Below are 14,601 nucleotides of genomic sequence, written 5' to 3'. Positions count from 1 at the left end.
TTCAGCGCAGGACGATATCCACCGGGTTTGCCTCGGAGCGCCAGGCTCCTTCCTCCCCCGGACGCGGCCGGATCACCGGGGCCGTGAGGACGCCGGAGCGGTTGGTGCGGCGGTCACGGAGGATCTCGGTGACGGAGCCCAGGTGCCGGGACAGATCGATGACGTTTTCCGGGGCAGCCAGCAGCAGCTGGAACCCGAATTCGTGGAGGGCCTTGATGCCGGCGCCGGCGAATTCCTCGGAGGCGAGCACGAACGCTTCGTCCATCATCACGGTGCCGTAGGTGGTGAAGCCCTGCTCGGCGATCCCCAGCTGGTAGCTCAGGGCCGCGGCCATGATGAACGCGGTGAACCGCTGCCGCTCGCCGCCGGACATGGAACCGGTGTCTGCGTGCATGAAGACCTCGGTCTTCGTGCCGCCGCCCTTCTTTTTGCCAGCCGCCGGGCCGGTCACTTCCCGGTGCTCCTTGCACTGGATGAACAGGTGGCCGCGGACGTCGAGCACCTCCGCCCGCCACCGCCGGTCTTCCGGCGCCTGCGAGCCAAGCCTCTTGACCAGGGTCTCCAGGGACTTGTAGCGCGCGGTGAGCTCGGCGTCGTCACCGTCCGGCCCCTCCCCCCTGGCGGCGTCCGTCCTGGCCGGCCGAGCGTGGCGGGCCTTCAAGGCGTTCTGGATGGCGTCCTTGAACTGCTTGGCAGTGGGCGGCAGCGTCTGCTTGATATCCAGCTCCAAGTAACTGCCCTCATGGAAGTTCACCTGGGAGAGGATGCCGTTGAGGGGCAGGATGCGGCTGGTGATGGAGCGGCGTTCCTCGTCCAGCAGGTGCAGCAGGGTGCTGAAGGATTCGTGCGTGCGCTGGTTGAAGAACTGCCGGAACTCCGCCTCCTGCGCCGGCAGGCCGTCGTTGACGATGGCATGGTAGCGGGCTTCGAATTCGCTGGCCGCGCCGATGCTGGTGCCGTGGTCCGCCGAAATGGCGCTGCCCCACTCCCGGACGAAGCCTTCGAAAATCCGGGTGAGCCGCTCGGCTGTCCCTTGCCCCCGTGATTCAGCAGTGTGCAGTTCGCCCAGCAGGGTGGTCCGGACGCGGTTGGCAAGGTTGTCCAGCTCGTGCATTTCGGTCACGTCGCCGAATTCCGCAAAGTACGGTTCCAGCGCCGTCACGGTAGCGTCCGACGGCGGCGCCTGGGCCAGGCGGTCACGCGCCGCTTCCAGCAGTGAATCCGCAGCCGTGAGCTGGCGGTCCAATGCCTTGTATTCGCTTTGCAGGACGGCCGCGGACTCGGTGCTGGTCTGGTGCTTTTGCCGGACCTCCTCGATGGTGGCGCGCAGGGGCTCCAGGTCCGCCTGCGCGGCAAGTGCGTCCTTGAGCCGCTGCTCGATCCTGGTGAGCTCATCGGCAGCAACGGCCGCGGACACCTGTTCCCAGGGCCGGTCGTCTTCGGCAATCCGGCGCAGGGCGTCGAGCTGGCGGCTCATGCCCTGGTGCGAGTCCTCGCGGCTCTGCGCCAGTTCGGCGGCCTTGGCCACTTCCTGCCGGAGGTCCTCCACCTGGCCGGCCACGAGTTCCAGCTTGGCGGCATTGTCGAAGCCCAGGACGTAGTCCTGGCGGCTGGTGAAGCGGTCGTCCTTCTCCACCGTGTGGCGGTTCCGCTTGACCACGCCGCCCAGGCTCAGGCCCTTGTCCAGGGCTGCCAGCTCGTCCGGGTCCTCCACGCAGGGGTAGGCAAAGTCCAGCGCGATGCGCTCACGGACCCACCCGCCGGCTTCGGCCGCCGCGCCGGACTCGAGGATATCCAGCTTGGTGAGCAGGTCGCCGTCGCGCACGTCCTCCACAGCGAGCGCGCCGCCGGCGAGCGGCTTGGAGACGTCCACTGCCCGCAGCGCGCCGCGGACGTTGTGGTCATTCAGGTAGCGGGTGACTGCGCCGAAGTGCTCACCGGGCACCAGCAGGGTGGTGGCCAGGCTGCGGAGCGCACGCTCGGCAGCGGGGCGCCACCGTTCCTCGCCGTCTGCGAGGTCCATGAGCTCGCCGGCAAAGGGCATGCGGTCTTCCGCAATACCGGTGGCAGCGGCGATGGCGGCACGGTTTTCAATGCTCGACGGCGGCAGCAGGGACTTGCGCGTCTTCAACGACACGAGTTCCTGCTCGGCAGCCGCCAGCTCCCGCTTGCGGCTGGCGTGGGCGTCGAAGGCCTCGAACCGCAGCTCCTGCAGGGCCTGCGAATCATCCTTCAGCTCGGCCGACCGTGCCGCCGCCTGCTCGTGTGCCTGCTCCCAGCCGGCCGCGCTCCACTCAAGCTGCAGCCCGGCGTCGGCCAATGCCTGCTGCGCCGCCTCCTCCACCTGGCGCCGCAGCTTCAGGCCAACCCGGGCGTTCTCCAGCGACTGCTCAATCGCGGAAATCGCGTTGCCGCCCTGGTTGTTGTACTCGGTTTCCAGCTGCCGCAGTTCCTTGGCCAGGTTGTCGCGGACCGCACGCTCGGCGCCGAGTTCCTTCGCCTTCGCCTGCGCCAGCTCGCGGAAACGGACCAGCGTCTTCTGGTGCACGGTGACGGCGAGCTGCTGCCTGTACGCCTCGAACTCCCCACCCACCAGCTCCCGCAGCCGGTTCGCGTCCAGCAGCGACTGCGCATATTCGCGGTTCAGTCCCGGCACCGGCGCCAGCTGGTCGCGCTGCTGCCGGACATCCTCCAGCCGCTGGCGGATGGACATCAGGTTGCTGAACTCCTCCACCACGTCATCGGCGGCGGCAAGGGTTGCCGGGGCATCCAGCACCTGGTCGCGGAAGAAGGTGTTGACGCTGCCGCCCAGGCCCTTGCCGGCCTGGATGACGCGCAGCAGGGGCAGGGCCTGGTCCGAGTTGATCCCCAGCAGCCGGCGGAACCGCTCCGCGAACGCCTTGTGCACGTCGAAGACCTGGGCGTGCGGGAAGATCGCCTCAAGCGCGCCCTTGGTGAACCGTTTGTCGGCGATGCCCTCAACCGCCTCAAGGTCCAGGGGCACGTTGTCGATCAGGTAGAACCGGCCCACGCTGGACTCCGTGCCGTTCTTGGGCAGGTCGAACAGCGCCGACACCGTCACCCGCGTCCCGGCGGCGTTGTCGAAGGTCAGGGCGACGGCGGACCAGGTGGCACCCGGGCGCTGGAACGCACTCGCCGAGCCCTCCCCCACCGCCTTGTCCCCCACCTTGCCGCGCATGTACGTGAAGGTGGTCCGCTTGTCCTCCACGGCACCGCCCGACCGCTGCGCCGCCGCCTCGTTTGACCGCGGCCGCGCATCGAAGACCCGCAGCATCGCGTCGAACAGCGTGGATTTACCCACGCCCGAGTTACCGGTCAGCAGGGTTCCGTTCCGGTCAACATGCATGGTGTGCGCTCCATGGAACGTCCCCCAGTTGACCACCTGCACCAACGCAAGCCGCATCTGGCCCGGGTTGGTGACATCCCCCAGCGGGAGCATGCTTGCGATGGTCACTGGTCATCCTCCTCGGACGTGGTTCCGTTCGTCTCCGCGGCGGCCGTGTCCTCCAGGTCCAGGAGCGGCTCCGTTCCTGATTGGTCAGCCGAGGCGGCTACAAGGGCTTCGATGTGGGCCGGGATGTCGCCGATGTTTTCGAACGGCAGGGCCAGGGGCAGGGCGTTGGAGATGGTGTAGACGTCGTCCAGTCCGGTGGGGAGCAGGAGCTGGCGGGCCAGGAGCTTGGTGATGGCACGGGTGACCACATCGGAGTCGCGCAGGGCGTCCTGCTGGCCGGCGGGCTGGTAGTGCGCCACCAGGTCCGTGATCTCCTCGCGGGTGATGGTGGGGTCGGTCTGGGCCGTGACGTGCCGGTCCAGCAGCAGGCGGAGCCGGAGCAGCACAATGGTTTCCACCCGGCTGAGGGCACGCTGCTGGCGCAGGATGCTGGACCGGGCGCTCCCGCCGATGACGTCCGGGTCCACGGGGCGAAGGACCGCGATTTTCCGCTCGTGGTCCAGCTGCAGGGTCAGGAACAGCTCGGACAGGCGGCTGCGCAGGATCACCTGGTTGTCCAGCAGTACCGTCCAGAGCTTTTCGTCCCGGCCGCCGTCGATGTACGGGCCCTTCAACAGCTTCACCAGGGCCTGGCGCACTTTCATGGACAGGACGCCGGTATCGCCGGGGAACAGGGCAGCGCCGTCGACGAAGGTATCGCGCGGGGACACTGCGAAGGTGCGCTCAACGCCCGGTGCCGCCCCCGCCCGTTCGCCGCGCGGCTGGTCTTCGATCAGCTCTGGGCCCTCAGCGTTTGAAACTTCAGTCATGTGGATCCTTTGCGAGCGTAACCACGGGCAGGTAGGCCCTGCGGGTGGAGCCGTCTATCTGTTCGAAGTCCAGGCCATCCCAGGCGCTGCGGTTGAAGTCGGCCCCGGCGTGCAGGGCCTCGGACAGCAGCGCGCGGATGGTGTTGATGTGCTGCTCTTCGGGCGGCAGCTGCTGCCAGGCGTCGGCGAGCGTGGCAGCCCCAGCCATGGCGGACCGGACGACGTCGGGCCTGGCCTTGCCCGTCCGCGGCGAGCGCACCCGGTCCGAGTCGGTAAACGCAATGGGATCGGCCAGCCTGGGTGGTGCCGCGAACTCGTCGGGGTCGAAGAGCTTCACCATGGACAGTGACTCAAACCCTGCGTTGTACAGGACGGGGCCGGGAACCAGGCCGGGCCGTTCACGCTCGTACGGGAGTGAACGGATGGCCTGTTCTGCCTCACGCAGGACCTTCCGGAGCCGGACCGACTGGCGGAAGTCGTCGCTCTGGACGTACGTGTTCAGGCTTTCGCTGAGCTTGCCGTAGATGCGCTGGATCTGGCTGTGCTGCTGCCGGAGCTCGGCCACCAGGTTCTTCAGTGTCTCCCGGTCGTCAGGTGACAGGTCATCCGCGAACTGGCGGCTCAGGACCTCCCCAATCGCGGACCGGAACCGCAATTGCTGCTGCGGGTCCTCCAGGAAGGCGGTAAAGGACCGGAACGTCCTGCCCTCCGGGCTTTGGCGGAGCCGCTTGTCCGCCTCCAGGACCTGGGCCATGGTGGCGCCCTTGGTCAGCGACTCCTCGATGATCTGGTTGCGCAGTCCGCCCACCAGTTCCTCGATCCGGTCGCGCATCTTTTTGTAGTCCGCGGGCAAACTGGCGGCCAGGTCCAGGATGTTTCCGGCGGCCTCCACGGCCTCGTCGTCGTCAAGCAGGCCGTCGAAGTCGCCCGTGCTGATGTCCTGGATCAGCTGCTGCCGCTCTTCGATTTCCTCTTCCAGGGCTTCGAGGCGCGCACTTTGGTCCGGGTTGGTCTCGTTGGCGAGCTTTTCCACGTCCCCCAGCAGGGTGCCCAGCCGGGAACCGTTCAACGTGGACCGCTCGCTGGAAAGGCTGTCAAGGAAGGCGAGCACGCGTGCTGCAGGCTCGGTGGCCTCGTAGACGATCTGGCCTGACTGGTTCCGCCGGGTCAGGAACTGCCGCCGGGTCCACTCATCCCCGAACGCCTTTCCGCTGGCCCCTCCGCCCAGGCCCGGATCCTGGCGCCGGAGCTCCTCAAGGAAGGAGTCGACGTCGGCATGGAATTCCTCGAGCGGCACCTGCGGCCGGGTGCGGGTGAAGGAAGCCTGGAGCACGGCGATCACCCAGGGCGCCGAACGCGTCAGTGCCCACGCGGGCCCCTTGGTGAGGAGTTCGAGGTCCCGGAGCCGGGCGCTGATGGCGTCAGCGGATGACCTGGCGGAGCGGGGCACGCACTCTCCTTGGACTGTTGAACGGGGGCTGAACGGGGACCGGGCAGGGGCGGCACGCAGGGGACGAACCGGAAAACTGCCAACTACAAGGTTAACGCAGCCGCCGCGACCGCTCCGTGACCTACCTGCCGGTAGCATTTCGATCCCATATCAACAGGCTCCCCCGCCCGTGCCGGGTCTGGCTGGCCGCGCAGCTGTCCCCCTACGCTTCTGCTACTGGTCTTCGCCACCGCAGTCTTATGCAAAGCAACGTCGCAGCAGGGGGATTCATGCAGTTCGATCTAAGCTCAGTGGAAACAGCCACCTTGGTCTTTATCGGGACGCTGGTGTTCGGCGCAGTCCTGGCCGCATTCGTCCTCTCGGCGGGGCTGGTTGCCCTGGCGCTGCTGGGGGTGGGCAAGCTCACCTGGATGGTGGTGGCCAATACGCTCCTGGCGGTGGTCCACGGGATCAACTCCGGCTGGGACCGGCTGGTCCACCGGGCCTCCACCGTGGAACTGCCCGGCGATTTCCAGGCGCAGCCATCCCCTAGCACCGGAACCTACCCGCGGGTAATCTTGAGGGACAGCTGAAGGGTTCTCCAACCCGGCGGATCCATGGCTACACCGGCCACTCCGGCCAAGGAGATAACCCATGACCTCCGCAACTGACAGCCAGGCCAAAGACGCCCCGGCTGAAGAAACCCCCGTCCCCGCCGGCAACATCGGCGCCGGAGCCACCGCCGAAGATGCCCGGGCCGTTGCCGAAGCCGCCCGTGAATCCGGCTGGGACCGTCCCAGCTTCGCCAAGGGCCTCTATTTGGGCAGTTTCGACCTGGGCCTGGTCCATCCCTGGCCGGCTGCCGACCCCGCTTCCGTGGACAAGGGCGAGGCATTCATGGGCCGCCTCACGGAGTTCGCCAAAACCATGTCCGGGCGGGTCATTGAACGGGAAGCGAAGATTCCGGACGAATACATCAAGGACCTGGCAGCCCTGGGCGTCTTCGGGATGAAAATCCCGGAGGAATACGGCGGCCTGGGCCTCTCCCTGGTCTATTACGGCAGGGCCCTTGCCCTGCTGGGCAGCGTGCACCCCAGCCTGGGCGCCCTCATCTCCGCCCATCAGTCCATCGGCGTGCCCGAGCCGGTCAAGGTGTTCGGCACGCCCGAACAGAAGCGTGAGTACCTGCCGCGGTGCGCTGCCGGCGCCGTCACTGCTTTCCTCCTCACCGAACCGGACGTGGGCAGCGATCCCGCCCGGCTGGGCAGCACGGCAACTCCCACGGACGACGGCGACGCGTACCTTTTGGACGGCGTGAAACTTTGGACCACCAACGGGGTGATCGCGGAACTGGTGGTGGTCATGGCAGTTGTCCCGGCGCACACCGATCCGGACGGCACCAGGCACAAGGGCGGCATCAGCGCGTTCGTGGTGGAAATGGACTCGCCGGGCATCACGGTGGAAAACCGCAATGCCTTCATGGGCCTGCGCGGCATCGAGAACGGGGTTACCCGGTTCCACCAGGTGCGGGTGCCGGCCGCCAACCGGCTGGGCCGGGAGGGCCAGGGACTGAAGATCGCGCTGACCACGCTCAACACCGGCCGCCTGGCGCTTCCGGCGCTGTGCGTGGCGTCCGGGCGCTGGAGCCTGAAGATTGCCCGTGAATGGTCCAACGCCCGCACCCAGTGGGGCAGGCCCGTGGGTGAACATGAGGCAGTCGGCAAGAAGATCGCCTTCATCGCGGCCACGGCTTTTGCCCTGGATGCCGTGTTCGAACTCTCCGCAGAACTTGCCGATGCCGGGCAGAAGGACGTCCGGATCGAGGCCGCGCTCGCAAAGCTCTGGGCCACGGAAATCAGCTGCCGGATCGCGGACGAACTGGTCCAGATCCGCGGCGGACGGGGGTTTGAGACCGCTGAATCACTGGCCGCGCGCGGTGAACGTGCCGTAGCGGCGGAGCAGCAGCTGCGGGACATGCGGATCAACCGGATCTTCGAGGGGTCCTCCGAAATCATGCGGCTGCTGATTGCGCGCGAGGCGGTGGATGCGCACCTGGCTGCCGCCGGCGACCTTGCTTCGCTGGATGCGAGCATGGCGGACAAAGCGAAGGCCGCCGTCGGCGCCTCCGGCTTCTATGCAAAGTGGCTGCCCAAGCTGGTGGCCGGCGCCGGCATGGACCCCCGCTCCTACGGGGAGTTCGGCAGGCTGGCCAAACACCTCCGGTTCGTTGAACGGTCGTCGCGACGGCTGGCCCGGCAGACCTTCTATGGCATGGGCCGGTGGCAGGCCAAGCTGGAGCGGAAGCAGGCGTTCCTGGGCCGAGTGGTGGATATCGGCGCCGAACTGTTCGCCATGACTGCATGCTGCTCCCGTGCAGAGATGCTGCTGAAAACCGCCCCGGAAAAGGCTGCCGGCGCCTACGAGCTTGCCGACGCCTACTGCGAGCAGGCCAGGGTGCGGGTGGACGAGTACTTCGACCAGCTGTGGCGGAACACCGACGATGCCGACCGGGCGTTGACGCGGAAGGTCCTCGCCGGTGACTACCTATGGCTTGAGGCAGGGGTCCTGGACCAGTCCGAAGGCACCGGCCCGTGGATCGCCGATGCCTCGCCGGGCCCATCCAGGAAGGAGGACCTGCACCGGAAATACCGGTAAAGCCGCAGGTCACAAAATAGTAAGCACGCTTGCTATCACCCGGGGCGGGTGGTTGAGTTGAGCCATGAGCAGCTCAACGGAACCAGAGAACCTGCCTCCCCGGCGTGCCCGGGAGGACGAAACCGCCCGCAGCGGAAGCTACCGGGAGGCAGCCGCAGACGATGCCGCCACGCGCTCGATGGACCAGGCGCCGGCCGGCCAGCGGGAGCGGGACTACACCCGCGCCCCCGCCGCGGAGCGCGAATACCAGCCTGCCCCCACCAGGGCCACACCCGTGGTGGAACCGGTGGCAGACCCAACGCTTGCGAACCGGGAAACCGCCGTCGCGCGCCAGAAGGAGCGGTTTGGCGGCATCAAAGTGGGCTCGGCCTTCTTCGGATGGCTGACCGCCACCGGGATGGCCGTGCTCCTCACCGCACTGGTGGCAGCCGCCGGAACCGCCGTGGGCCTGGCCAGCAACACCGACGTCAACGAGGCCGTGAACCAGGCGGCGCAGAACAGCGGCACGGTTGGCCTGGTGGGCATCATCGTGCTGCTGGCGATCCTCTTCCTCTCCTACTACTGCGGCGGCTACGTGGCCGGGCGGATGGCCCGCTTCAACGGCCTCAAGCAGGGACTCATGGTCTGGATCTGGGCGCTGATCGCAGCCGTTGTGGTGGCCATCCTGGGCCTGGTGGCCGGGCAACAGTTCAACGTCCTGGCCAACCTGAACAGCTTCCCGCGGATCCCAATCAACGAGGGACAGCTGACCACCACCAGCATCATCGCCGCGATCGTGGTGGCGGCAGTCGCCCTTGTCGGCGCGCTGCTGGGCGGCCTGGCGGGCATGCGGTTCCACCGGAAGGTCGACCGCGCCGGATTCACCCCGGACAGCGAGTTTTACGACGACGGGGAGTAGTCAGGCGAGGATGTCACCGTCCACATACAGCCACCGGCCATCCTCCCGGACAAACCTGCTGTTCTCGTGCAGGACCCCGCGTTCCCGGTTCTGCCGGTAGTAGGCCTTGAATTCGACGGTCCCTTCGGAATCGAAGGGACCGCCGTTGCTGGTGGACACAATGTCCAGGCGGCGCCATTCCATGGCCGTGTCCAGGTCCAGGCTGGCCGGCGCGGTGGACGGATGGTGGGTGCGCAGCAGGTAGTCCTCATCCAGCCGGACGAAGGCGCTGTAGCGTGACCGCATCAGCTGTTCGGCAGTGGCTGCAGATGCGCGGCCGGAAAGGAACCTGCCGCAACATTCGGCGTACGGCTCCCCGGACAGGCACGTGCAGTTCGCGGACTCCATCGATTCGGTCATCCGGTGATGCTGCCATATCCGGTAACAGCTTCGCTACAACCTCGAACCGTGCCGGGCAGGCGGCGGCATCGCCTGATAAAAATCCGTATGGTGGAGAAGGAGCCTGCCGCCGGCCGTGAGTGCCGGGGCGGCCCAGGATGTTGATTGGAGAGGAGAGAAGACGTGGAGAACCCGGACACTCTCGTCCTCAACCTGACATTCCTGGGCACGGTGGGCGTTGCCCTCCTTATGTTTCTGGTCCTCTTCCTGCTGGGCGTTATCACCTTGGTGCTCGCGGGCCTGGGCCGGTTTGCCGCCCTTGTGCTGATGGCCTTGTTCGGGCGCGTTCCCGGCAGGAGGGATTCTCCCGGTACCGCCGGCGCCCCCATGAATCCGGGCCAAGCCCGCAGGCCGCTCCGGGCTCGGGCCTCCGCACTCAAGCCGGACCGGCTGAAAAAGTCGCTCCGCACCGCCGTCGAACGCCATCCCAAGCTTGCCGCCGCCCGCCACGACCCCCCGGTCCTCGCTGAGGACTGGGCCTCCGCGGTCGCCGAGGCCGACAAGCGCGCCCAGGCCAGGGCGCGCGCCGCGGCACCCGAAATCAAACTGTCGGTGCGGGACCTTCCAGACCCGGCCGTCCCTGCCGACAAGGTGTCCGAGGTAGCCCCGCTGGTGGAGTCCGCCCTGCACAACCACCGGCCGCCGCATGAGCTGCCCAGGTCCTTCAAGAAGCCCCAGCCGCCTCATCCGGTACCGCCGCTGGATACCGGGTCCCTGGTTTCCATAGCCGGCCCGCAGCAGGTGCTCAAGGAGAAGGCGCAGGATCCGGGCCCCCAGCCGTAAGGGAGAAACGGCCAAGCCCTTACCCTGAGCAACCATCTGGGTTAGCGTGAACATATGGAATTCAGATACCTCGGAAACAGCGGCTTCAAAGTCTCGGAAATCACGTTCGGCAACTGGCTGACGCACGGCTCGCAGGTGGAAAACGACGTTGCCACCCAGTGCGTGCGGGCTGCCCTCGACGCCGGCATCAGCACCTTCGATACCGCCGACGTCTACGCCAACACAGCCGCGGAAACCGTCCTGGGCCAGGCCCTGAAGGACGAGCGCCGCGAGTCCCTGGAAATCTTCACCAAAGTCTTTGGCCCCACCGGCCCCAAGGGCAAGAACGATCTTGGCCTGTCCCGCAAACACATCATGGAGTCCATCAATGGCTCGCTGCGGAGGCTGCAAACGGACTACGTGGACCTCTACCAGGCCCACCGCTATGACTTCGAAACGCCGCTGGAAGAAACCATGCAGGCCTTCGCGGACATCGTCCGGCAGGGCAAGGCGCTGTACATCGGCGTGAGCGAGTGGACCGCTGACCAGCTCCGCGAGGGCCACAAGCTGTCCAAAGAGCTTGGCTTCCAGCTCATCTCCAACCAGCCGCAGTACTCCATGCTGTGGCGCGTGATCGAAGCCGAGGTGGTCCCGGCGTCGGAGGAACTGGGGGTCTCCCAGATTGTCTGGTCGCCCATGGCCCAGGGCGTCCTCAGCGGCAAGTACCAGCCCGGCCAGCCCGCTCCGGAGGGCAGCCGCGCCACGGATGAAAAGGGCGGCGCCAAGATGATCCAGCGCTGGATGCGCGACGACGTCCTGGCAGCCGTGCAGGAACTGAAGCCGATCGCCCAGGAAGCGGGCCTCTCCATGCCGCAGCTGGCTGTGGCATGGGTGCTGCAGAACCCCAACGTTGCGTCAGCCATCGTGGGTGCCTCGCGGCCCGAGCAGATTGCCGACAGCGTGGGCGCAGCCGGAGTGAAGCTGGAGGCGGAGGTCCTCAAGAAGATCGACGACGCCGTCGGTGGCCTTGCTGAACGGGACCCCGCACAGACCAAGTCGCCGGCCACCCGGGAAGCGTAAGTGGCGTCCCCGTCGGAACTGTCCCCGTCAGAGCTCCCGGAGCTTGCGGTCACCGGGGCCACCGGAGGCCTGGGCGGAATGCTGGCGCGGCAGCTTGCCGCCTCCGGCTTCGCCCAGCGCCTGCTGGTGCGCGATGCGGCACGGGCGCCACAGCTGGATGACGCCCATCCCGTGGTGTGTTCCTACGGGGACGGCGCTGCCTCCCGGCGCGCCCTGGAGGGGGCGAAAATCCTCTTCATGGTGTCCGCCGCGGAGGCCGAAGACAGGCTGCAGCAGCACTACGCATTTGTGGACGCCGCTGCTGATGCCGGCGTGGAGCACGTGGTGTACACGTCCTTTTACCGTGCCGCGCCGGACGCCACCTTCACCCTGGCCAGGGACCATCACGCCACGGAGGAGCGGATCAGGGCGTCCGGGCTGCAATACACCTTCCTGCGGGACAACTTCTACCTCGACTTCCTGCCGCTGCTGGCCGGGGAGGACGGCGTGATCCGCGGGCCTGCCGGCGACGGCGTGTTCTCGGGCGTGGCCCGGGAGGATGTTGCCCGCTGCGCCCATGCGGTCCTGCGGGATCCGGCCATCCACAAGGGCAAGACCTATGACCTGACCGGCCCGGAGGAACTGACCCTGGCACAGGCGGCGGAGGTGCTGAGCACCGGGACCGGGCGCACCATCAGCTACCACCCCGAGACGGTGGAGGAAGCCTATGCGTCCCGGGCCTCCTACGGTGTGCCGCAGTGGCAGCTGGACGCCTGGGTCAGCACCTACACGGCGATGGCCGCCGGTGAGATGGCGGGGCTCTCGCCGGACATCCACGGGCTGACCGGCCAGGACCCCATCAGCCTTGCCGAGTTCCTGACGCGGCCGGTGCTGTAGCGGGCAGTTTTATGCGTTGACGGGCGGGTGGACCCGGCGTAGACCTGTGGCGGGGACCTTTTACTCCGCCAAGCAGGGTTACTACGCCAAGCAGAATCGCACCGCCATGAATCACAGCAACCAGCAGTCCATTGGCCAGGAGCCGGCGGCAGGGCAGGCGCCGGTGCTGTCCCCGGCCGCGCAGCCCGTGTCAGGTCCACTGACGCGTGAGGAGCTGCAGCTCGCCGCCCGGAACCATTCCTTGCCGCTGGAGGCGCTCCGCCGCGACGTCACGCCGCCGGGGCTTCACTACGTGTTGACCCACTTCGACATTCCAGACCTTGATGCTTCGTCCTGGCATCTGCGGATCGGCGGCGCAGTGGAACGTGCCCTGGAGCTGGGAATGGCGGCACTTCGCAGGGATCCGGCCATCACCGTCCCGGTCACCCTCGAGTGCGCGGGCAACGGCCGCTCGCTCCTGGAACCGCGGCCCCTGAGCCAGCCCTGGGTGCTGGAGGCGGTGGGCACGGCGCACTGGACCGGGGTGCCGCTGGCGTACCTCCTGGGCAAGGCGGGGGTGCTGCCGGACGCGGTGGAGGTGGTCTTCACCGGAGCAGATGCCGGGGTTCAGGGCGGCGTCCCCCAGCAGTACGCGAGGAGCCTGCCGATCCGTGAAGCGCTGCGTCCCGACGTCGTTCTTGCCTACAAGATGAACGGCACCGACCTTCCGCCGCAGCATGGGTACCCGCTGCGGCTGGTGGTGCCGGGCTGGTACGGCATGGCCAGCGTGAAGTGGCTGCAGTCCATCGACGTGGTCCGGGCGCCGTTCACCGGGTTCCAGCAGCAGTCCGCCTACCGCTACCAGAGTTCCGCGGACGACGCCGGCAGGCCGGTCACGCGGATCAGGGTGCGTTCGTTGATGGTTCCGCCGGGCGTTCCGGACTTCTTCACCCGGCAACGGTTCCTTCGCCCGGGCCCGGTCATGCTGGAAGGCAGGGCCTGGTCAGGGGAAGGCGCCGTGACCGCCGTCGAGGTGGGGATTGACGGCACCTGGCTGCCGGCCCATCTGGACAAGCCGTCCGGCGGATTCGCGTGGCGGAGGTGGAGCCTGCCCTGGGTGGCCGACCCCGGCGAGCACGTCCTGGCCTGCCGCGCCACGGACGTCACTGGTGCCACCCAGCCCCTGGAACAGAACTGGAACTACCAGGGGATGGGCAACAACGTGGTGCAGCGGGTCAGCGTGACGGTGGAGTGAAGTTAGTCCTGCGTGCAAGGGTACGGCCGGTCAGGGTTACCGGGCATCACAGCAGGCTGGCCGGTGCCATGACCAGCGCGACCAGGGCCGTGATGGAGAGTCCCACAACAATCGGCCCTGCCACAAGCATCCACGTCGTGGCCGGGTAGCGGCGGTAGCCCCTGCCCCGCAGCCTTGCCGTCCACAAGGCTCCGTAGGCAATGCTGGCCACCACGTACGGGACGCCCAGGGCGGGCAGCGCCAATCCAATCCAGATGGTCGCCTGCAGGACTGCCGAAGTGCCGCCGGCATACATGTCCCCGACTCTTGACGTGCCCATCATGAGCAGGAGCAGCAGAAGCAGCAACAAAATCGCGGCCAGGACCAGCAGGACCGTCCGGAACGTCCCCGCCCATGCAGGCAACGCAGGCCTTTGTGATGAATCCGGACAGGCTCTGGGGTCCTGGTGCTGGTGAGGGCGGTAGGGCTCCACGTTTCTCTCTTCCTGGCAGGTGCTCCAAGTCTTGCACGAGGCGCGGGACGGCACGACGCGGCCGCGGCTATACTCGGTGCCAACCATGACCAGCCTCCCCTCCTCCCCCGCCAGTGTCCGAATCGATGCCTGGCTGTGGGCGATCCGCGCCTATAAGACGCGGTCCGCCGCCACAGCAGCCTGCCGCGCCGGGCATGTCCGCCTCAACGGCAGCCCTTCCAAGGCATCAGCCACCCTCGTCACCGGTGATACCGTGACCGTCCGCATGCCGGGATACGAGCGCATCCTGGAGGTTCGGCGGCTGATCGCCAAACGTGTGGGAGCCGAGGCGGCATCGCACTGCTTTACCGACCACACTCCCCCGCGGCCAGTCCTGCCGGCACTTGGCCTGCCGCAACGGGACCGGGGCGCCGGGCGGCCCACCAAGAAGGACCGTCGCGAGATGGAGCGTTTGCGCGGCCCTGCGTGAGGAG

The 14,601-nt window shown here is 67.5% G+C and carries 13 protein-coding genes; 8 read left to right on the top strand and 5 right to left on the bottom strand.

Going from position 1 to position 14,601, the window contains the following annotated elements; all coding sequences use genetic code 11:
* Position 1 precedes the first annotated feature (1 nt).
* Genes ACV095_RS00850 through ACV095_RS00840 form a run of 3 tightly spaced genes read right to left on the bottom strand, consistent with a single transcriptional unit; the run spans position 2 to position 5,734 of the window.
* Positions 2 to 3,475, bottom strand: a complete 3,474-nt coding sequence (locus tag ACV095_RS00850) for an ATP-binding protein (RefSeq protein WP_478222690.1) — start codon at positions 3,473 to 3,475, stop codon at positions 2 to 4.
* Positions 3,472 to 4,284 carry a DUF4194 domain-containing protein gene (locus tag ACV095_RS00845; protein ID WP_478222689.1) on the bottom strand — a complete coding sequence of 271 codons (813 nt, stop codon included), beginning with the start codon at positions 4,282 to 4,284 and terminating at the stop codon, positions 3,472 to 3,474. Before ACV095_RS00845 ends, ACV095_RS00850 begins: the two co-directional genes overlap by 4 nt.
* Positions 4,277 to 5,734, bottom strand: a complete 1,458-nt coding sequence (locus tag ACV095_RS00840) for a DUF3375 family protein (RefSeq protein WP_268002180.1) — start codon at positions 5,732 to 5,734, stop codon at positions 4,277 to 4,279. Before ACV095_RS00840 ends, ACV095_RS00845 begins: the two co-directional genes overlap by 8 nt.
* Before the next feature lie 269 nt (positions 5,735 to 6,003).
* Here ACV095_RS00840 and ACV095_RS00835 point away from each other — a divergent pair, with 269 nt between their 5' ends.
* The 3 genes from ACV095_RS00835 to ACV095_RS00825 all read left to right on the top strand — a co-directional run bounded on the left by ACV095_RS00835 (position 6,004) and on the right by ACV095_RS00825 (position 9,266).
* Positions 6,004 to 6,306, top strand: coding sequence for a hypothetical protein (locus tag ACV095_RS00835; protein WP_026266177.1), 303 nt, complete (start codon positions 6,004 to 6,006; stop codon positions 6,304 to 6,306).
* A 61-nt stretch (positions 6,307 to 6,367) separates the two neighbouring features.
* Positions 6,368 to 8,368, top strand: coding sequence for an acyl-CoA dehydrogenase family protein (locus tag ACV095_RS00830; protein ID WP_478222688.1), 2,001 nt, complete (start codon positions 6,368 to 6,370; stop codon positions 8,366 to 8,368).
* A 64-nt stretch (positions 8,369 to 8,432) separates the two neighbouring features.
* Complete coding sequence (locus ACV095_RS00825; RefSeq protein WP_478222687.1) at positions 8,433 to 9,266, top strand: TIGR04086 family membrane protein; 834 nt, start codon at positions 8,433 to 8,435, stop codon at positions 9,264 to 9,266.
* On the opposite strand, the gene ACV095_RS00820 is transcribed toward ACV095_RS00825, so the two are convergent.
* Positions 9,267 to 9,665, bottom strand: a complete 399-nt coding sequence (locus ACV095_RS00820; RefSeq protein ID WP_018771925.1) for a YchJ family protein — start codon at positions 9,663 to 9,665, stop codon at positions 9,267 to 9,269.
* Between the two features lie 162 nt (positions 9,666 to 9,827).
* On the opposite strand from ACV095_RS00820, the gene ACV095_RS00815 reads away from it, so the two are divergent.
* From ACV095_RS00815 to ACV095_RS00800, 4 genes are all read left to right on the top strand, one after another.
* Positions 9,828 to 10,487, top strand: coding sequence for a hypothetical protein (locus tag ACV095_RS00815; protein WP_478222686.1), 660 nt, complete (start codon positions 9,828 to 9,830; stop codon positions 10,485 to 10,487).
* Between the two features lie 54 nt (positions 10,488 to 10,541).
* On the top strand, positions 10,542 to 11,546 hold the full coding sequence (locus ACV095_RS00810) for an aldo/keto reductase family protein (RefSeq protein ID WP_018771927.1): 1,005 nt from the start codon (positions 10,542 to 10,544) through the stop codon (positions 11,544 to 11,546).
* Between the two features lie 78 nt (positions 11,547 to 11,624).
* Positions 11,625 to 12,422: an SDR family oxidoreductase gene (locus tag ACV095_RS00805; RefSeq protein WP_263422511.1), complete on the top strand. Its 798-nt coding sequence runs from the start codon at positions 11,625 to 11,627 to the stop codon at positions 12,420 to 12,422.
* A gap of 106 nt (positions 12,423 to 12,528) precedes the next feature.
* Positions 12,529 to 13,656 (top strand): sulfite oxidase, encoded by a 1,128-nt coding sequence (locus tag ACV095_RS00800; protein ID WP_268002184.1) that lies wholly within the window; start codon positions 12,529 to 12,531, stop codon positions 13,654 to 13,656.
* Positions 13,657 to 13,702: 46 nt separating this feature from the next.
* Here ACV095_RS00800 and ACV095_RS00795 read toward each other — a convergent pair whose 3' ends face one another.
* On the bottom strand, positions 13,703 to 14,059 hold the full coding sequence (locus tag ACV095_RS00795) for a hypothetical protein (RefSeq protein ID WP_018771930.1): 357 nt from the start codon (positions 14,057 to 14,059) through the stop codon (positions 13,703 to 13,705).
* Positions 14,060 to 14,213: 154 nt separating this feature from the next.
* On the opposite strand from ACV095_RS00795, the gene ACV095_RS00790 reads away from it, so the two are divergent.
* A complete protein-coding gene (locus ACV095_RS00790; protein WP_018771931.1) occupies positions 14,214 to 14,597 on the top strand; it encodes an RNA-binding S4 domain-containing protein in 384 nt (127 codons plus the stop codon).
* Positions 14,598 to 14,601 lie beyond the last annotated feature (4 nt).

The organism is Arthrobacter sp. JDC6 (genome assembly GCF_056484025.1).
The sequence above is the reverse complement of the archived record's forward strand: the minus strand, read 5'-3'. Positions and strand labels throughout refer to the sequence as shown.

Bases quoted from the DNA above. Each gene is read 5' to 3' on its own strand.
- ACV095_RS00845 (WP_478222689.1), bottom strand. From the start codon at position 4,284: ATGACTGAAGTTTCAAACGCTGAGGGCCCAGAGCTGATCGAAGACCAG.
- ACV095_RS00835 (WP_026266177.1), top strand. From the start codon at position 6,004: ATGCAGTTCGATCTAAGCTCAGTGGAAACAGCCACCTTGGTCTTTATC.
- ACV095_RS00830 (WP_478222688.1), top strand. From the start codon at position 6,368: ATGACCTCCGCAACTGACAGCCAGGCCAAAGACGCCCCGGCTGAAGAA.
- ACV095_RS00825 (WP_478222687.1), top strand. From the start codon at position 8,433: ATGAGCAGCTCAACGGAACCAGAGAACCTGCCTCCCCGGCGTGCCCGG.
- ACV095_RS00820 (WP_018771925.1), bottom strand. From the start codon at position 9,665: ATGACCGAATCGATGGAGTCCGCGAACTGCACGTGCCTGTCCGGGGAG.
- ACV095_RS00810 (WP_018771927.1), top strand. From the start codon at position 10,542: ATGGAATTCAGATACCTCGGAAACAGCGGCTTCAAAGTCTCGGAAATC.
- ACV095_RS00805 (WP_263422511.1), top strand. From the start codon at position 11,625: ATGCTGGCGCGGCAGCTTGCCGCCTCCGGCTTCGCCCAGCGCCTGCTG.
- ACV095_RS00800 (WP_268002184.1), top strand. From the start codon at position 12,529: ATGAATCACAGCAACCAGCAGTCCATTGGCCAGGAGCCGGCGGCAGGG.
- ACV095_RS00790 (WP_018771931.1), top strand. From the start codon at position 14,214: ATGACCAGCCTCCCCTCCTCCCCCGCCAGTGTCCGAATCGATGCCTGG.